The following is an 18,947-nucleotide window of genomic DNA, read 5'->3' as shown; positions in this document are numbered from 1 at the left end:
TAAAATATGAAAAAAAAGTCCGCCCTACGTATTAATCCATTGATCTAACAGTCGGAATGTCTCTGATGCACTGTGTACCATGTTGTCATGATCTTCTGGAGTACTGATGGACTGCTGCAGCAAACCCATAAACTCGCTCCATCTTGTTCTAGTCTCTGTACCATAGGCATTGAAATATTCCAATCCACGATCAGCTTCAATGGGCAGGAACTGCGACAAACGTTTGGTCATAATCTGTCCACCGTTCGTGGACCCCTCAATTACATACAGATATCCGAACAAACCGGCAGGTGTTGAAATATCCGGCAGTTCTTCACAGAGCGGAAGTTGGCTGATTTCCTCTTCACTTGCACCCAGATTTCGTAAATCTTTTTCCAACAGTCCAGCCTTGCCTCTAATATCGATATCCAATCCCGTACTTCCCCAGAAAGGCTGCTGTACAGCCTGATCTTCCAGCGGTTTCAGGAATCCATAAAATTTCTCTAAATATGTTCTATATTCTTCTATAGTCACAGTTTGATTCATAATGGCTTTCGCATAAGGGTTCTGTTCTACTTGTCTGTGATAATGAGCTGTCTCGCTCTTCAGACGTTCCATAATATTTGTTGATGTCATCGTAGTTATCCCCTTTCACAATCTGTTCTGTATATGCAAATTCATGCTTATCCTCAATCGAATCTCATTGTGCCTGAAAATAGAACTACTTGCGCTGCAATCAGCTCCATTAATGAAGACAAAGACTCTATGTAAGTATACTTATTCTTGTTAGAGAAAACTATATGAATCCTACATGTCTACGTCCCCAATACTTTCCTTCGTTGTTATCTTAACTGACCTGATGTCTCTATGTACTAGTATTAACCGCAAACCGTAAAAATGACCCCTATAATCTGGAAGGCAGTAGATTTCAGATGTCAACATGGTACACTACCTTTATATCCTGTCATTGGAGGAATGCATCCTATGGACCTTACTGTTCAAGACATTGTACTTCATCTCACAGCTAACATTGAATTGCCGGAAAACACGGTGGATCAGCTGATTACGGGCTCACTTGATCGAAAGGTCACAGGTATTATCATTGCTTTTATGCCCACACATTATGTTATTGAACAAGCCATACAGCACGGTGCTAACTTGATCATTGCGCATGAATCTCCGTTTTATAACCATCACAGTCATACAGATTGGCTTGCAAATGATTCGGTATATGTGGACAAAAGGAAATTGATCGACGAAGCAGACATTTCCATCTATCGCTGTCATGATATCATCCACCGGTTTCAACCGGATGGCATTACCGAAGGATTGATTCAGGCATTGGGGTGGTCCTCTTATGTGAAGGAACGACTACCGGAAGCAGACATCCTTTCTTTTCTGGAAGGAAGCACCGTTGAAGCTATTGCTCACCATGTGAAAAGTTGCCTTGGGATCGAGTATGTACGCGTTGCAGGCAATGCAGAAATAGTCTGTAGACGCGCAGCGGTATTGGTAGGTTTTCGTGGCAATGGTCATGTGACGATTCCCCTGATTCAGAATAGCCAATTGGATCTCATCATCGCTGGAGAAGGATTCGAATGGGAGACACCGGAATATATCCGAGATGCCGTGCAACAGGGCAAGTCCAAGGCACTGATCATGATCGGACATGCCGAGAGCGAGGCTTCGGGAATGAAGCTTTTGGCACATAGTTTGGCAGAACGTCTTCCTGAATTGTCAGTTCGTTTTGTGGGCGAGAAGCCTTTGTACACTGTGATCTAATATTATGATTGGTTTGTACGGAGAGGATCTAACTGATTCGTTCTAATCTCATTGCCCCGCGTACCTCGGAGCTTTGCATACTTTCTACGCTCCGGGGTCAAGTCGGCAGATTCTCGTTTCATTTCTTGGATAGCTAACGAACCTGACACACTCTATGTAGCGAATATTTTCCGATTTTCAAAAGTAACGAATCGTAGACACCCTATTCCTCCATTTCCCCTGTTTTACCGCCCCTTTCTACCCGCCTGAGCATATATGCCGCGTATCTCTTCATGCCCCATCTGGATTTTCCGAGTTCTTTATTGTACTCTAAATGCTGTGACTTCAGAGCTCAGGACATTTGTCCTTGGCGTTCGGGGTGAGTTTATCATTAAATAGAAGTCGAAGTGATTGAATAAGGAGAGTACATATGAGAGGAATTATTTTTGCATTACTGGGTGGTGCTTGTATCACACTACAAGGGGTTGCCAATACTCGGATTAGCACCGACATGGGCACATGGCAAGCCGCTACGATTACACAACTGACGGGATTCATACTAGCGGCGCTCATCCTGTTGTTCGTTCGTGACACCAACCTTCAAGGACTCAAACAAGTAAAACCTATGTATCTGGCTGGAGGCGCTTTTGGCGCGGTCATTATTTTCAGCGAAGTAACGGCCATTCAGCAAATCGGGGTTACGTTCACGATCTCGGCCCTACTGATCGCTCAGCTGTTCCTGACTTTTCTGGTGGATAGTAACGGATGGTTTGGCGTGGTGAAACAAAAAATGAAACTGCCGCAATTTCTGGGCATTGCCTTAATGGTGGCTGGTGTTATCATTATGAAACTATAGTTTTTGAGAATGATTGGAACATATAGTCGGGGGTGAACAACAGCGTGGAAGAGATCCATAACGAGCAACAATTAATGCACTATCTGAAGCGATATCAACTCGAAACGGTATTTCACGAGCCCCTACGTCCACATATGACGTTATGCCACTTCGAGAAGTGTGAACTGATCTGTCGTGAAGGAGAAGCTTCCGAATATTTGTACGTACTGGTCGAGGGTAAAATCAAGATTTTCACCACCTCGGCTCAGGATAAAACGCTAGTGCTTTGCTTCAAGACACCGCTCGAAGTCGTCGGGGACATAGAGTATGTCCGTGAAAGCGATATTGTCAATACGGTTCAGGCCGTATCGCCTGTGGTGATGCTTCGCATTCATTATCAATGGCTCGCTGAGCTTGCCAGCGATTATGCACCCTTGCTTAAATTTTTACTGAAAATCATCTCACACAAATTCTACATTGACTCGAACTTTTCCAATTTCAATCTGATGTATCCCGTTGAGGTTCGTCTAGTCAGCTACCTGCTCTCCATCTCGACAGAAGAAGCGGGCAACGTCGTTCATGAAGAGCTGGACGCGTTCAATCTGACCGACATTGCGAATCTGATCGGCACCAGTTACCGACATCTGAACCGAGTCATCCAGAAGCTCTGTGCAGACGGATTAATTGAACGACATCAAGGATTGATTATGATCAAGGATCGGGCGGGTCTGCGTGAAATAGCAGGTCACAATATTTATGAATAAGGAGTTCGACAACCATGTTAATTACAGGGATTTCACTTGCGTTGCTGGCAGGTGCACTTGTCAGTCTGCAAACGATTTTTAATAGCAAAGTCAATGAACGCACCGGTTCATGGTCTACCACAACGATGGTGTTGTTCACCGGATTCATTGCCTCATTCCTCATCTCTCTGCTAGTGGAAGGTAAAAATACATTCAGCTTTCAGCATATGCAACCTTGGTACTGGCTCAGCGGAGCCATCGGCGTTGGCGTAGTCTTCTGTCTGGTGCAAGGGATGAAACTACTTGGCCCCACATATGCCATCTCGATCGTGCTGACGTCCCAACTGAGCTTTGCTCTATTGTTTGATTCCATGGGATGGCTCGGTCTGGAGCAAATTCCTTTTTCGTGGAATCAACTGCTCGGTGTGCTTGTCATTGTGGGTGGAATTGTGTTATTCAAGTTCGGTGGAAGTAAATCGGAAAAATCAGATCAGTCCACTGGAACGTTGCAGTCTGACTCGTAAACAAACAAAAAAAGAGTGTCCGTCCAATCGCGTAGATTGGTCAGACACTCTTTTTTTGCAATCAAACCACGTATCGCCTCGTTATCTTACACGAACTCTACGTTATGGTAAACTTGTTGAACATCTTCAAGGTCCTCAAGCGCATCGATCAGTTTCTCGAACTGAGCTTGTGCGTCCTCTGGAAGTTCAATATGGTTTTGCGCAAGCATCGTCAGCTCGGCTACTGTGAACTCAGTAACACCCGCAGCTTTGAATGCTTCTTGTACAGCGTGGAATTGATCCGGATCTGCATATACGATCACAGCATCGTCTTCGTCCACGATATCACGTACATCTACATCTGCTTCGAGCAGAAGTTCAAGCACTTCTTCGGAATTCTTGCCTTCTACACCGATAACCGCTGTTGAATCAAACATGTAAGCAACAGAACCACTGACACCCATGTTACCAGCGTTTTTGTTAAACGCAGAGCGCACTTCCGGCGCTGTACGATTCACATTGTTAGTGAGTGCATCTACGATGACCATCGCACCATTCGGTCCGAAGCCTTCATAACGCAGCTCTTCATAGTTCTCATCCCCGCTGCCTTTTGCTTTTTCCATCGCACGGTCAATGATGGCTTTGGGTACATTATACGTTTTGGCACGTTCCAGCACGACTTTCAGTGCACGGTTCGCTTCCGGGTCTGGTTCGCCCTTCTTGGCAGCTACATAGATCTCAACGCCGAATTTAGCGTAGACCCGGCTCGTGTTTGCATCTTTTGAAGCTTTTTTTTCCTTGATATTATTCCACTTACGACCCATATCGTTTCCGCTCACTTTCAACATGTAATCTGCTTTCTACTATGCCATTATATCTTGTTGAGCGTACTTCAACAAGTTAATACACACGAAAAAATGGGAATAACTCCGGTGATTATCCATCTCCGTTTAAAGTTTAGCCACAGTTTATCCTCTCATCAATCTCTCTGTAGCAACTACCGTTATCTCTAATCCCATCATATATAGAAAACAAGAAGCACTCCGCAAGGAATGCTTCCGCCCTAAATCAGTCTTAACTTCCGTTCATCTTACCCGGTCATTTAAGCATGAAATTGTCGACCATCCAGCACTTCAGGAACATATCCTGCACGAATGACAAAGTCTCCGAAATGCTCACCTTCGTTGCGCTCTTTGGCATATTGGTTCACCATTGGAGTCAACGTGTCCAAAATCTCGGTTTCGCCAATGTTTTCTTTGTACAGCTTGTTCAAGCGATGTCCGGTGAAGCTGCCTCCGAGATACATGTTGTATTTCCCCGGCGCTTTACCGATAAACGAAATCTCCGCCAGCATCGGTCTTGCACATCCGTTCGGGCAGCCGGTCATCCGAATGACAATCTCTTTGTCTCTCAGCCCTGCTTCGTCCAGTACTGGCTCCAGTTTATCGATCAAGGATGGCAAGTAACGTTCGGACTCAGCCATTGCCAGACCACAAGTCGGAAGTGCAACACAAGCCATCGAACTTCTGCGCAGCGCAGAGTAATGCGCACCATCGGTCAGGTTGTACTGTTGAATGAGTGCTTCAATCTTTTTCTTCTTCTGGCTGCTGATATTACCGATAATCAGATTCTGGTTCGCCGTCAGACGGAAATCACCCGTATGCACTTTGGCAATTTCACGCAGACCCGTCATGAGCGGATAGCCGTCAACATCCTTTACACGACCATTCTGAATGAACAGCGTGTAGTGCCATCTACCATTATTGCCTTTTACCCAACCATATCGATCTCCGTTAGTCTCAAAATGATACGGACGTGCAACATCCAGCTTCCATCCCAGACGGCTGGTCAGCTCTTCGACAAACCACTCCACACCACGGTCATCCAGCGTATATTTGAAACGAGCATGTTTACGAACCGCACGATCACCATGATCGCGCTGAATCATGACTGTTTTCTCTGCAACATCAATCATTTGCTCTGGTGTACAGAACCCAATAACTTTGGACACCTGAGGATAGGTTTTGGAGTCACCATGAGACATCCCCATGCCACCGCCAACGGAAACGTTGAAGCCCTGCAGCTTGCCGTTCTCCACAATAGCAATAAAGCCAAGATCCTGTGAAAAGACGTCCACATCATTGGATGGCGGTACAGCAATGCCGATTTTGAACTTACGTGGCAAATATACTTTGCCATAAATCGGTTCAACTTCTTCGTCGGAATCCTGGGAATCAATCACTTTCTCTCCGTCCAGCCACAGTTCATGGTACGCCCGCGTGCGAGGATCCAGATGATTGCTCACCTGACATGCCCACTCATACACTTCGGCATGCACATCGGATTGATTCGGATTCGGGTTACACATCACGTTACGGTTCACGTCACCACATGCAGCCAGTGTGCTTAGCAATGAATCGTTCACTTCGCGAATGGTGTTTTTGAGATCCCACTTGAGTACGCCATGCAGTTGAAAAGACTGACGGGTGGTCAAACGAATCGTCTCGTTCGCATATTTATGTGCAACACTGTCCATCATTAACCATTGCTCTGGCGTTACAATGCCCCCGGAAGCACGCACACGCAACATGAATTGGTATGCAGGCTCCAGTTTTGATTTGTGACGCTCGTTACGCAGGTCACGATCATCCTGCATGTAGCTGCCGTGGTGTTTCATTAGACGGTTGTCGTCCTCGGGAATTGCACCCGTGATACGATCAGCCAACGTTTCGGTCAGACTTCCGCGCAAGTAATCACTTTTGATCTTTATATCTTCTACATCGCTATTCGTGCGCTGTGGGTTAAGTAAGTTATTATAAGCCATGTTGCTTTCTCCTCTCGTCTCTGCGGGATGATGCAATCCGGCTAGACCGGTAATTTTAATAGACGTCCCGCTGATAACGTTTATCCTGTTGCAACCGTGTCAGATATTCCGATGCCTGCTCAGGCGATAAGCCGCCTTCTTGTTCAAGAATCGTGGTAAGCGCAGCATGCACATCATGTGCCATTTTTTTCTCGTCACCACAGATATATACGCTTGCACCTTCCTGGAGCCACTGGTACAACTCTTTGCTGTGTTCAAGCATGCGATGTTGTACATACACTTTTTGTTCAGTATCACGGGAGAAGGCTACATCCATCTTCGTGAGCACACCATCTTTGAGCCAGCGCTGCCACTCCGTCTGGTACAAGAAGTCCGTGGCGAAATGCTGATCTCCATAGAACAGCCATGTTTTGCCTTCTGCGCCAGTTTCCTCACGTTCACCAAGGAAAGATCTGAACGGCGCTACACCTGTACCTGGGCCAACCATGATGATCGGCGTGTCCGGGTTCTCAGGCAGCTTGAAATTCGGGTTATGTTGTATATATACAGGCAGAGTGTCGCCAGCTTCGATTCGCTCAGCCAGATGAACTGAGCATACACCGTAACGCTCTCTGCCACGTGCTTCATAACGTACCGTACGAACGGTGAGATGAACTTCGTCCGGGAAAGACTTCGAACTACTCGCTATGGAGTATAGTCGTGCCGGAATTTTGCGAAGAGCAGCTACGAATTCTCCGGCAGGAGTACCTTTCAGATTATAATCCTGAACCAGATCCAGCAGATCACAGCTGTGCATGACTGTACGGAATTCGGAATCATCTGCGAGTAATGCTGTTAAGCCACTCCCAGGATTCAGTTTCGCAAGTTGTTCCACGACCGGTTTCGTCACAGCTGTGATCTCGAAATAACGTAGCAACGCTTCGTGCACAGATGTCTGATCGCCGTTTTTGTTCACGGTCACACGCTCATCGGCATTCCACCCCATAGCTGCAATCAATTCATCGACAAGGCGCGGATGGTTCTCAGGAAATACCCCAAGGCTGTCACCAGGCTCGTAATCCAGGTTGGACCCTTCCAAGGATAACTCAATATGACGTGTTTCACGGTCCGAGCCTCTGCCATTCAGATTAAGATTTTCCAACACTTCACTCTTGAATGGATTCGTGCGATCATATTCGGATTCCCCGCCGCTCACCGCAGCAATAACTGCTTCAGTCGTTACTGTGCCCGCAGCAGCTGATGTGCTGCTTAATGACGCCAGTACTTCATTCATCCACTCCGCAGCTGCTTCATCAAAATCAACATCACAGTCCACGCGCGGTACAAGAGCTGTACCACCCAACTCCTGCAATCGTTTATCGAAGTCCTTACCTGTCTGACAAAAGAACTCATAGGAGGTATCTCCGAGAGCCAACACCGAGTAACGAAGTCCTTCGAGCTTCGGAGCTCGTTTGCTGTTCAGGAATTCATGCAGCGGAATCGCATTATCCGGTGGTTCACCTTCGCCATGGGTACTGACGATGATAAGGAGATTTTCAATTTTCTTGAGTCCGTTCGGTTTGAAATCTCCCATAGATGATAACGTTACCTGAAGACCTTGCTCTTCAAGTTTCTTGGCCAGCTTCTTCGATAGGCCACTGGAATTCCCGGTTTGTGAACCGAAGAGCACGGTCACTTCCCTAGACACTGGCGCAGCACTGACAGGCGCAATACCTGTAGTTGGTGCAGCCTGTACCAGGTTAGCCGGAGCCGCTATTGTCGCGCTTGCTTGGATTGCTGCAATATATCCACTCAACCAAGTCCGTTGTCCATCGGTCAACGTAGGAATAAGACGATTAAGCAGTTCAACTTGTTCTTGATTAAAAGGGCTGTTTGTCACTTGAAGTTCCACTGTTTGCCACCTCGCGCATTGCTTCGATTTTAATTCCGACTAAAATGATCACATTAATTTAATTTCTTCTCTCTAAAACCTAACACACCGGGTGTTTAGGGTCAATTTCAATGATTTTATGACATTTATCAGTTTCGCTGATAAAGGAACAATATGTGCGAATCCACCTCTGTTAAGGTAACGCAAAAAGACTTACTCCGACCTGTGTTTCAGGTCAAAGTAAGCCTTCTTTTTCACACGCTGCGATTCTGGTGTATCATCACTTATTCCATACGAGTTTGCTCATCATCGCATGTAGCAACGTAGCCGATTCAGCTCGGGTCGCTTCGGCAAGAGGTTTCACCTCACCATTGTACCCGTTGGCGATGCCCAAATTCACAAGTAATGCCACGCTATCCCGGGCATAGGAGCGAATCTCGGAAGCATCGCGGAAACGTGTGAGACTATCTGTTGCATCCATCTCGGAGTCAACCATTCCAGCCGCTGCAAGAGCTCTCACTGTCAACGTCATCATTTCCTGACGGGTGATCGTGGACTCTGGCAAGAACCGCCCGTCACCGGTACCACCGGTGATGCCGAGCGAACGCGCAGCTGTAACTGCTTCATAGTACGAAGCTTTTTCGTTTACATCAGAGAACGCATTCCCGGAAGCTGTATTCAAGCCCAGTGCTGTCATCAGCCACTGCATGTATTGCCCGCGGGTCATCTCCTGTTTTGGATGCAACTGGCTGGAATCTCCGCTTACCTCGGCAGCAATCACGCCTCGGACAGCCAATGCCTCCATCGCTTTCTTGGCCCACTGCACTTCTGCAAGATCTGCGAATGTCTGCTCTACAGACACAACGGCATAATTTCCTGTAAATGACGTTACGGAAAATACAATCTCCCCGCTATTGGAATCGTAGTGACTTTGCGGCAACGGGGTTGCCACACCGTTCGCGTCAATGGCAAACGCTACAATCCGATCCTGCTGAGCATTTGGCGATGATTGATAAGGCAGACGAAGCACCAATTCGCTTCCTGATGGCCAAGCCTTACCATCCAGTTGGAGTTCAAGTTGAACCCCATGCTGCGTGCCAAGCCGACCTGCTAACGTTTGCGGTAACTCCGTTCTCATCAATCGGATTGATGTAGTCCCATCACCAACCACATCCTTGGTTAACAGTGTTGCAGGAAGCTCCAACGTCCCCAGCTCAGTAACGATGTTGAACACATGTGATTCACCTTGATCCAACAACGCAGAGGCAGGCAGAGACACTTCATATGCATTTGCTCCCGAGACTGGCTTCAGCCGAAGTTCGACCAAGCGCTGACCCGCATCCGTTGCAGGGGCAACTTTAAAAGCCTCTTTAATCATGGGATCATCCACTTTCGACTGCACTACACCCTTCTGGTCAGACTGACCCTGCAACTCCAGAACAGAACGATCCTTCTGTGCCTCAGGTTGTGATGCAGGATTCTCCCCACCCGGGCTACCACTTCCTGATTGCCCACCATTGCTGCTTGAGCCAGAACCATTTGATGGATTACCACCTGAATTACCGCCCGAACCAGGGTTGCCTCCGGAGGAAGGCACAGATGCGGGCACCTTCACCGTCAAAGGCTCAGTCAGAGCTTTACTGTCGTCAGAAGTTCGGGTAATTTCCAACGCAAGTAGTACCGTTGTTTCCTTTGATGGCGGGACGATCGTTCCATCAGTTTGAATGACAGACGGTACCGAACTGGAAGCGATCGTCACCGTGAAACCTTTCGGCACTACCGGTAACTTCAGTTTCTTCGCACCTGCGGAAGGCTGTTCCAGTGCCGTAATGCCTGTAGCTATATCGGCAGCGGTCTGCTGTTCCGTAAGCACAGGATAAGCGGAAGATAAACCACTCACGGATTGCCCCGAAGCATCGAAAGCTTCAACTTTGTAATAGTAATCCGTGCCGGGATTCAGCTCACTATCCTTGTATTCTCTCAAATTTCCACTATAGACCACGTTATATTCTCCTTGTTCACGGTCTGAGCGGTAGAGCTTGTAGCTTGCTGCACCAAGACGTGCATCCCAGTGAAGCGTTGCGCTCGTTGAATCCAATACACTAGCATTCAGGCCAGCACTGTCATTGGCAGGTGGTGCCGCATCTGGTTTAACGATCATAATCCAACTAATCATCGGGTCCTGCGATGCCGTGTTGCGAACGGTTAGTTCCAGCTTGTTGTCCGACACGCTAATGCCTTTGTGCGCTCTCACACTGGCAGGTGTAAAAGTGACTGCACCCGTATTGATGCCATTGATAAGGAAGTTTGCTCTGCGCGATGCATTGGTCCACGGATCGTTGAATCCTGCGTACACATCGTATGTCCCGTTCGGCACATCAAATGTATAGATTAAGTCCGTGCCTTTAGGAGAATTGCTGACATTGCCACCGTTCAGATAACGTACGGTCGAGAATATATCTCCGCCATTCGAACCGGATGCCAACGCATCAGCACCAACGTAACCCCAATTGCGTCCCTCTGCCGGAGCGTACATCTGATCAGCCGTTCCCGGGTTCGCAAGTGTCCCTTTCATATAAGCACCCATGAGACTATAATCAGCCGTTTCGTAACCCCCGCTATTCACAAAATATAATGTATTCTCTGGAATGACGTTTACACGAACCGCCTGTTTTTTGTTGTTATATTCCGGTGTCGTTACCTGTATCGTGAGCGGTCCTGGCTTAGCAAAATCTTCTGCCGTCATGGCCCGATTATCAATGGTCCACACCGCTGGCGTTGACACCAGTTCACCACCGTCGCGCACATTCAATGTCGTTGGCAGGGATGGCAATTTGCCAAGCGCCACATTTTCTGGCAACGGATCAGCGATATCGACTTTGCCCATCGAATTCAGCAAATCAGGTGTCCAGCTGTTATACCACTTGATTGCGATGTCGGAGCCTATTCCAAACTCAATTGGCAAGAACACGTATTTTGCAGCGTCATTCGAGAAATTGCCACCGTTCCATGTATCCCCTACGTAAATGAACTTGCCTTTTTCCGGGTCGACTGGAATAACCGCTGTGGTCTGCGTGCCGAATGCTTTGCCTGGATCGGGATCGGTTGGTAACATGCGCACGAACGGATTGGTCTGCGTTGACCAAGGGCCAAAGATATTGTCCGCAACCGTCACTTTGTTTTCGTTAGGGGCCCAGCCAGAAGCTCCAGAGGTCAAAATATAATATTTACCCTGATACTTGAACATCGCTGGCGCTTCGCGTTGCCCTCCCGGAAACACTCGCACGTAATCGACGCCGTATTGCGCCTGATAGGTGGAATCACGCACCGGATTGCCTTTGTCATCCATTCGTCCTTCCTTATGCCACCCTGTTACGTCACTGTAGTCTTCATTCAATTTGGAGATATAGAGCGTCAGGTTTTCCTCGCTGGAATAGATCAGGTATCCGGTCCCGTCATCATCCTTGAACAACGTCATATCACGGGCCATACCCAGATCGCTTGGGAAATAGTCTTTCTCCCCTTCCGGAGTTCTGTCCATTCGGTAACTCTTCTGATATACAAAAGGTCCTGTTGGAGAGTCGCTGATCGCGTAACCCGCCCGCGCTTTACCGTAGTTTGCATTATTGTTGTATGGGTCCTTGTCACCGTCCATGTGGGCCCACATCACGTATTTCTTCGTTTTGTCGTTGTAGATGACCTTCGGCCGTTCAATGATTCGCCCTCTGCGAATATCTGCCCAGATATCCACCTTGTCTTCGCGTCCTGCATACAATTCGGAAATCAACGGGTCATTGTCAAAATCATCCATGGATTGGAGCGTCGTTAGAGCCATACCTCCATCTGTCCAGTTCATCAGATCCTTGGATGAATACACGCGCACACCAACCGCTGGCCAGCCGCCCTTGTGGTATTCACCATACCAGTAATACATATCCGTCTGTTCATCATAGAAAAAGCCTGCCCCATGCGCATCAATCGGCTTACCGTCCAGATCCGGCCACAGTTGCCCTGGTGTAATGCTTGTACGAATCGTGGCAACACCCAACGGTGCAGAAGCTGGAGATACGACGCCATCCACGGTTGCCTGGATGATGTAAAAATATCCCGTACCCATCGTCAGACCACTATCGTTAAACGTGCTTTCATTGCCACTGTACACCTGCTGATATGTACCTGTAGCACTGGTAGATCTGGAAACCGTATACGTTACATCAGAACCAGAAAGGTCGTTCCACCCCAGAGAGATCGATGTATCCGTCACAGCTGTGGCAGCAAATGCTGCAGGAGAGTCAATGGAATACGTAGTGGCTTCTGCAACAGTGAATGCTGACTCCCCAGCTGCGTTATAGGCTGTTACACGATAGCTGTAGCTGTTACCGGGCTCAAGCCTCTCATCTATGAAAACAAGCCCCTTCCCTTCGTATACCTGCTCATACTGGTCACTTCCAGATTCGGCCCGAACCACGCGATAGCCAGTTGACTTGTCCACGGCGGGCCAAGATAGCTTCACACTCGTGGCATTGAGTGCTTCGGCCTTTAATTCGCCCGGAGCCTGTGGTGCTGCGGCTGTCGTTCGAACTTCCAGCGGAGCAGTCCATAATGACTCGGTGAGGCCTCCGTATTCATAAGCGAGCTTGTAATAATACATCGTATCCCCACTTAATCCTTCATCCGTGTGTCCCAAAGTTCCAGTGTTGGTTACCAGGGAATAACCGCCTTCAGGGGCAGTGGAACGATAGAGGCGATAGCTCGATGCACCTGAGAGTTCAGACCATTGCAGGGAAACCGAAGATGCCGTCTGCTCGGCAATGGAGAGCTGAATATCGTTCCCTGGCGGCTGCTCGGCGATGGTCACGTCATCTGCATGGACCGACTGCCACTTATTTCGAATGCCAACTGTACCTGACCCGTATGTAGGATCGATCAGATCAAATACCAACCGATCGGAGCCATTTTCAACAACATACCCGCGAATGGAGGTACCCGACAGCACCACTTTGAGCGTGTACCACGTATTTTTGGTAAACGCATAGTCCACCGTTTTCAAAGTGGTATCTGTCCCGTTCACCCTTTTCGAGAAAACGAGTTTATGGTTAGGTACTTGCATTTGAAAATAGTAAAAGTTGCTCTTATCCTGAAACCGCGGCAATATTCCCGGATACCCTTGACCGGCTCCCGTGTAAAAGCGCATGGACACGGTCATGTCCGACATGGAGTCTCCGGTGGAGATGATGCCTTCATTGGTATCGTTCTGGAAAAGCGTGAAGTTGGACGCATCTGTCGGGTCAGCGAGCACTTCCCAATTGCCTGAGCTAACGTTCCACGCAGGTGATGCCGTGAAATCCCCATCCGTAAAATCGTCCTGCAACAACGTGGCGGGTATACTGTTCATATCAGCATATGCCTTACTCGGCAGCATCAGCGGTCCGGAGGATAGCGCAAGTGTTGCAGATAACATGAATATCATGGGTTTCCTGAGTTTATCCAATGTTCATTCTCTCCTTTGGCTTGGAAGATGAAAGCATGGTTCTTGAAGGCACGGTGTTGTTGTCCGGCCTGTCCTCAGCAGCCAGCGGTCAGTAACGAGCTAGGTCCACCTCCTTATTTTAATGAAACCGGTTTCATTCGAGCGCAAAAAAAGACCCGTCTTCCCTTCTAAGTGCAATGATACCCATTTGGAATACCGTATCTTCCTTGCCCCTATGCAGTGAAACAGGTTTCTAATATGTAAATGTAATCGCTTTCCTGAATTATATTATTGCCTTATTAAAGCTGTCAACTATGAATTCTTCTCAAACATTTTTCGTTAAAACCATGCAAAAAAGGCGCGAGTTCTGCCTGTTTTGCAAGCAAAATTCGCGCCTTATTCACGCTTCGAGCTTGTTCGCAAGCTCGAAGCGTGAATACCTTAGAATACTTTCGTTGTCCACGACTCACAGTTCCACGTCTCCGTAACCACGTCACGATAGAATTCTGGTTCGTGGGAAATCAGAAGAATACTGCCTTTGTAAGCCTTGAGCGCACGTTTCAACTCTTCCTTGGCATCAACGTCCAGATGGTTCGTCGGCTCATCGAGTACAAGCAGGTTGGTTTCGTTATTGATCAGCTTACAGAGACGCACTTTAGCTTTCTCGCCACCACTTAGTACAGCAACCTTGCTCTCAATGTGTTTTGTAGTCAAACCACATTTCGCAAGTGCAGCACGCACCTCGAATTGGGTATAAGAAGGGAACTCCTGCCAGATCTCTTCAATACACGTATTGTAGTTGGCATCCTTCATCTCTTGCTGGAAGTAACCAATCTCCAGATGTTCACCGCGTTGAACGGTTCCTTCCAGAGCCTGAATTTCACCCAGAATACTACGCATCAGGGTTGTTTTACCGATTCCGTTCGCACCAACGAGGGCAATCTTCTGTCCCCGCTCCATACGCAGATCCAGTGGTCTGGACAACGGTTCGTTGTATCCAATTACAAGACCTTTGGTTTCGAAAATGAGCTTGCCGGATGTTCTTGCATCACGGAAGTTGAACTGCGGTTTCGGTTTCTCCTTGGCGATCTCGATGACATCCATTTTGTCGAGTTTCTTCTGTCTGGACATCGCCATATTGCGTGTAGCAACACTTGCTTTGTTCCGCGCTACAAAATCCTTGAGGTCAGCAATCTCTTGTTGTTGGCGCTTGTAAGCCGACTCCAGTTGCTGTTTTCTCATCTCATGCACTTCCTGGAAATGATCATAATCGCCCACATAGCGAGTTAAGTTCTGGTTCTCCATGTGATAGATCAAGTTGATAACACTGTTCAGGAACGGAATATCGTGAGAGATCAGAATAAAAGCATTCTCATATTCCTGCAAATAGCGTTTCAGCCATTCGATATGCAATTCATCCAGATAGTTCGTAGGCTCATCGAGCAGCAAAATATCAGGTTTTTCCAGCAGCAGCTTGGCAAGCAGGACTTTGGTACGCTGTCCACCACTCAGGTCATTAACGTCTTTATCCAGACCGATATCCGTCAGACCCAGACCACGTGCGGTTTCATCCACTTTGGCATCGATCATGTAGAAATCCTGGTTTGTCAATGTATCCTGAATCGTACCCACATCTTCAAGAAGTTGTTCGAGTTCCTCTGGGGTAACATCGCCCATTTTGCCATACATATCATTCATTTCCTGTTCCATGTCGAACAAATACTGGAACGCACCGCGAAGTATGTCACGGATCGATTGGCCTTTGTTCAATACAGCATGCTGGTCCAGATAACCAACACGCATCCGTTTGGACCACTCTACCTTGCCTTCATCCGGCTGAAGCTTGCCTGTAATAATGTTCATGAAGGTGGATTTACCTTCACCATTGGCCCCGATCAGACCAATATGTTCGCCCTTCAAGAGGCGGAATGAAACGTCGTTAAAGATAGCACGGTCACCAAAACCGTGACTTAATTTTTCTACATTTAATATGCTCATTCATGACACCTTTTCTATATAGACTTAATTCTTTGTATATTATAAGCGTTATATCCTGCACAACTCAACGCCATATTAAAAATTATTCCACCTTTTTGGCGGAAATTTGCCTTATATGAAAGTATGGGTTAAAATTTTGCCTTAACGAATTACTACTATTAATAGAACGGAGCTCTTAGAAGAGCATCAGGTGAAGATTATGATTGAAGTAAAACAATCCAAGTTGGGTGATGGTGGTGAGTTTAACCGCGGGGTATTTGCTACCGTTGATATTGCCAAAGGAACGCTGATCCATCAGGCACCCGTTGTGCCTTACCCGAATGAAGATCATGAGCATGTCGAAAAAACGATTCTAGAAGATTACGTGTTCGAATATGGGGCGAATCATACCGCCATTCTGCTCGGCTACGGCAGTCTGATCAACCACTCCTATGAACCTAATGCTACCTATGATATCAATTTTGATAACCACACCTTTGACTTCTACGCGTATACAGACATCAAAGCTGGCGAAGAAATCGTGATCAATTACAACGGTGAGGAAGACAGCATGGATCCATTATGGTTCCTGGATGATTACGAGGAGCGTATGCTTGAGTTCAATAAATCCAATGATGATGAGGAAAAAAAAGAGACTGAAGCCCAGTCCCTGGATACGGACACGAGTAAATAAACGTACGTTAAATTCAACAAGGTTCGCAAGGACCTTCGTTGTAGATGCGAAAGAACTCGATTCACACGTTGAAGTATGAATATGGAGTACCTAGAGTACTCTATCAAGTACACTTCATAATCCGATGTTCAAACACGAAAATAAGCAAGTCCTCCACAGATGGAAGACTTGCTTATTTGTGTTGTTTTACTTTTAAGGCAGATTTGCTTGTTAGTGTTTCATTGTTTATCGTGCATCTTAACTTGTTTTAATCCGTAATCGGAGGATCTGTGTGCAAGTCTTCATCGGGTGCCGTGGATTTCCACTTGGTAAAGGCTACCTCGAACCCTGCACGCTTTGGTGAACACAGAAACGGACCTGCTTGTTTGTTCGTCGCATGGGCAAACCGTGCAACCCGAATCGTACGCCATGGATGCTCATCTGTGCGAGCACGAATGACAACGGCTTCGTTACTGTAGGAGGCTCTAATCGTTACGATTCGCCCACCCCACTCTGGCACAGGAGACAGTGACCAATCGGAATATGTATCCGTTACAACCGCTCCAACATGAACGACACCATCATTGACCTCAACTCCAGCCTTGATCCATTGATCTTCTCCGTACCATAACATTAATCCCGCCTGATCATACAATTCGGTAAATGAACTCAGATCAAAAGATACTTCAATGGCTTCCGTTCCGTCCCATGGTGCAAGCATGGCGTGTCCATCCCGATGACAGAACCCGTAGAATGTTTTCTCCCAGAAGTCACTGCCTTCTCGAGCTTCCACGACGAAACGATCCCCATCCATCCGCGTAGCAACGGGTTCCTTAGTCCACTTGCCTTCATGTAGCCCTATAAAATGCGCTGACATCGATATCCTCATCCTTCCTTCCGTCCCAAAGGGGAGTTCCTCATCACTTCTACAATAGAGAACCCAAGTCCGAAGCAGCAGTAGGATATGCAAAATTCATGGTGTTTAGCTGATCGGTCGTTAGATTGAACTGGATCGCCATTGCAAAAAGGTTAATCAATTCTTCTGTTTTGCTGCCGAGCACATGCGCACCCAGAATGCGGCCGCTTGATTTATCGATCACCACTTTGGCCATGGCAACTTTTTCATGCGTTCGCTTGTAAGTATACCATTTCGACATATCATTTACCTGCACATCATAGCCCTCTTTCTCGGCTTGTTCCGTACTCGTCCCTACAGAACCAAGTGCAGGGACAGTAAACACAATGGAAGGCATGACTTTATAATTCGGTTTGTGTTGATTTCCCTCCAACAAATTAAACGAAACCGCGCGGGATTCCTGTCCTGCTAGCGGGGTCAAAGGTAGCCCCTGCGTGTCGGTCACATCGCCAGCAGCATACACTCGTGGATTGCTTTCACTTTGCAAATACTCGTTCACCGTAATTCCCTTTTTGCTGTAGCTGACGTTGCCTTTCTCCAATTCTAGCCCATCCACATTAGGAATGCGCCCGGCTCCGTGCACGACAAGTCCACACTGCCACTGGTGATCTGCACCATTGCGTGTGCCATGAACGACATAGGCGTTCCCTTCTTGCCGTATGGACTTCACCTCCGCGTTCAGATGAACGTGAATGCCGATCTCTTTTGATTTTTGCAACAAACATTCTACCAGCTCCGCATCAAACGACTTCAGAGGCTGCTCACTTCGATGCAGGATATGGACTTCCGTCCCGGCTCTGGCCGCAATATGCGCAAACTCAAATGCAATGTATCCACCGCCTACCAGCACTAATCGATCCGGCAGCTGTTCCAGATCCAGAAAGTCATCACTATATATAAGATGCTCTGAGCCCTCAATCTGAAGTGGTGCAGGTCTTGCACCTGTAGCAATCAAAATATTTTTGCCATGAAGCACTTCTTCTCCAACTTGAATATGGTCCTCGTCAACAAATGAAGCTTTACCAAGATACGTGTCCATTCCAGCCTGTTTGAATTTGTCTTCACTCGCTCTAGGAATACTCTCGGTAAAAGTCCGCTTAAATGCCATCAGATCAGACCAGTCTATTCTCGCCTGTCCTTGAATTCCTTTCCCTTGCATCCGTTCATTCCAGTCGATCAGTTCAGCCGCTCCAGCCAGCACTTTCTTGGGATCACAGCCGCGCAGTGCACAGGTCCCTCCGAACTCACGTTCATCAATCACAGCAATTTTCCAGCCAGCTTCAGCGCAGCGGGTGATTACAGAGCTTGCGGCGCTTCCTGTTCCAATCGCAATCAAGTCATAGGTTTCTTGTGTCATCACGGTTCCTCCTCGTCCTCTTGGTACATCAATTGTAGA

The 18,947-nt window shown here is 47.4% G+C and carries 13 protein-coding genes; 5 read left to right on the top strand and 8 right to left on the bottom strand.

The window, feature by feature from the left end:
- Window positions 1–24 precede the first annotated feature (24 nt).
- Window positions 25–615, bottom strand: a complete 591-nt coding sequence (locus HF638_RS20205; RefSeq protein WP_169481767.1) for a biliverdin-producing heme oxygenase — start codon at window positions 613–615, stop codon at window positions 25–27.
- Window positions 616–963: 348 nt separating this feature from the next.
- Between HF638_RS20205 and HF638_RS20200 the strand changes: the two genes are divergently transcribed.
- The 4 genes from HF638_RS20200 (at window position 964) to HF638_RS20185 (ending at window position 3,842) form a co-directional block, all read left to right on the top strand.
- Window positions 964–1,761, top strand: coding sequence for a Nif3-like dinuclear metal center hexameric protein (locus tag HF638_RS20200; protein WP_169481766.1), 798 nt, complete (start codon window positions 964–966; stop codon window positions 1,759–1,761).
- Between the two features lie 409 nt (window positions 1,762–2,170).
- Window positions 2,171–2,596, top strand: a complete 426-nt coding sequence (locus HF638_RS20195; RefSeq protein ID WP_169481765.1) for a DMT family transporter — start codon at window positions 2,171–2,173, stop codon at window positions 2,594–2,596.
- Window positions 2,597–2,640: 44 nt separating this feature from the next.
- Window positions 2,641–3,339: a cyclic nucleotide-binding domain-containing protein gene (locus tag HF638_RS20190; RefSeq protein ID WP_169481764.1), complete on the top strand. Its 699-nt coding sequence runs from the start codon at window positions 2,641–2,643 to the stop codon at window positions 3,337–3,339.
- Between the two features lie 14 nt (window positions 3,340–3,353).
- A complete protein-coding gene (locus tag HF638_RS20185) occupies window positions 3,354–3,842 on the top strand; it encodes a DMT family transporter (protein ID WP_169481763.1) in 489 nt (162 codons plus the stop codon).
- A gap of 86 nt (window positions 3,843–3,928) precedes the next feature.
- Here the strand turns inward: HF638_RS20185 and HF638_RS20180 are convergent, their stop codons facing one another.
- From HF638_RS20180 to HF638_RS20160, 5 genes are all read right to left on the bottom strand, one after another.
- Window positions 3,929–4,645 (bottom strand): YebC/PmpR family DNA-binding transcriptional regulator, encoded by a 717-nt coding sequence (locus HF638_RS20180; RefSeq protein ID WP_169481804.1) that lies wholly within the window; start codon window positions 4,643–4,645, stop codon window positions 3,929–3,931.
- A gap of 278 nt (window positions 4,646–4,923) precedes the next feature.
- Window positions 4,924–6,645: an assimilatory sulfite reductase (NADPH) hemoprotein subunit gene (cysI, locus tag HF638_RS20175; protein WP_169481762.1), complete on the bottom strand. Its 1,722-nt coding sequence runs from the start codon at window positions 6,643–6,645 to the stop codon at window positions 4,924–4,926.
- A 55-nt stretch (window positions 6,646–6,700) separates the two neighbouring features.
- Window positions 6,701–8,536, bottom strand: coding sequence for an assimilatory sulfite reductase (NADPH) flavoprotein subunit (locus HF638_RS20170; RefSeq protein ID WP_169481761.1), 1,836 nt, complete (start codon window positions 8,534–8,536; stop codon window positions 6,701–6,703).
- Between the two features lie 259 nt (window positions 8,537–8,795).
- Entirely contained in the window at window positions 8,796–14,006 is a 5,211-nt protein-coding gene (locus tag HF638_RS20165; protein ID WP_169481760.1) for an S-layer homology domain-containing protein, read from the bottom strand.
- 420 nt (window positions 14,007–14,426) lie between these two features.
- Window positions 14,427–15,983, bottom strand: a complete 1,557-nt coding sequence (locus HF638_RS20160; RefSeq protein ID WP_169481759.1) for an ABC-F family ATP-binding cassette domain-containing protein — start codon at window positions 15,981–15,983, stop codon at window positions 14,427–14,429.
- Window positions 15,984–16,182: 199 nt separating this feature from the next.
- On the opposite strand from HF638_RS20160, the gene HF638_RS20155 reads away from it, so the two are divergent.
- Entirely contained in the window at window positions 16,183–16,656 is a 474-nt protein-coding gene (locus HF638_RS20155; RefSeq protein WP_169481758.1) for an SET domain-containing protein, read from the top strand.
- Between the two features lie 247 nt (window positions 16,657–16,903).
- Here the strand turns inward: HF638_RS20155 and HF638_RS20150 are convergent, their stop codons facing one another.
- On the bottom strand, window positions 16,904–17,512 hold the full coding sequence (locus tag HF638_RS20150; RefSeq protein WP_169481757.1) for a DUF1349 domain-containing protein: 609 nt from the start codon (window positions 17,510–17,512) through the stop codon (window positions 16,904–16,906).
- Between the two features lie 49 nt (window positions 17,513–17,561).
- Complete coding sequence (locus HF638_RS20145; protein WP_169481756.1) at window positions 17,562–18,908, bottom strand: dihydrolipoyl dehydrogenase family protein; 1,347 nt, start codon at window positions 18,906–18,908, stop codon at window positions 17,562–17,564.
- Window positions 18,909–18,947: the final 39 nt, after the last annotated feature.

It is taken from the genome of Paenibacillus sp. SZ31 (genome assembly GCF_012912005.1).
GTDB lineage: Bacteria > Bacillota > Bacilli > Paenibacillales > Paenibacillaceae > Paenibacillus.
This window is presented reverse-complemented; position numbering and strand designations above follow the sequence as displayed.

What these genes read in the sequence shown, in the direction of transcription:
- HF638_RS20205 (WP_169481767.1), bottom strand. Translation starts at nt 615, where the DNA reads ATGACATCAACAAATATTATGGAACGTCTGAAGAGCGAGACAGCTCAT.
- HF638_RS20200 (WP_169481766.1), top strand. Translation starts at nt 964, where the DNA reads ATGGACCTTACTGTTCAAGACATTGTACTTCATCTCACAGCTAACATT.
- HF638_RS20195 (WP_169481765.1), top strand. Translation starts at nt 2,171, where the DNA reads ATGAGAGGAATTATTTTTGCATTACTGGGTGGTGCTTGTATCACACTA.
- HF638_RS20185 (WP_169481763.1), top strand. Translation starts at nt 3,354, where the DNA reads ATGTTAATTACAGGGATTTCACTTGCGTTGCTGGCAGGTGCACTTGTC.
- HF638_RS20180 (WP_169481804.1), bottom strand. Translation starts at nt 4,645, where the DNA reads ATGGGTCGTAAGTGGAATAATATCAAGGAAAAAAAAGCTTCAAAAGAT.
- cysI (WP_169481762.1), bottom strand. Translation starts at nt 6,645, where the DNA reads ATGGCTTATAATAACTTACTTAACCCACAGCGCACGAATAGCGATGTA.
- HF638_RS20160 (WP_169481759.1), bottom strand. Translation starts at nt 15,983, where the DNA reads ATGAGCATATTAAATGTAGAAAAATTAAGTCACGGTTTTGGTGACCGT.
- HF638_RS20155 (WP_169481758.1), top strand. Translation starts at nt 16,183, where the DNA reads ATGATTGAAGTAAAACAATCCAAGTTGGGTGATGGTGGTGAGTTTAAC.
- HF638_RS20150 (WP_169481757.1), bottom strand. Translation starts at nt 17,512, where the DNA reads ATGTCAGCGCATTTTATAGGGCTACATGAAGGCAAGTGGACTAAGGAA.
- HF638_RS20145 (WP_169481756.1), bottom strand. Translation starts at nt 18,908, where the DNA reads ATGACACAAGAAACCTATGACTTGATTGCGATTGGAACAGGAAGCGCC.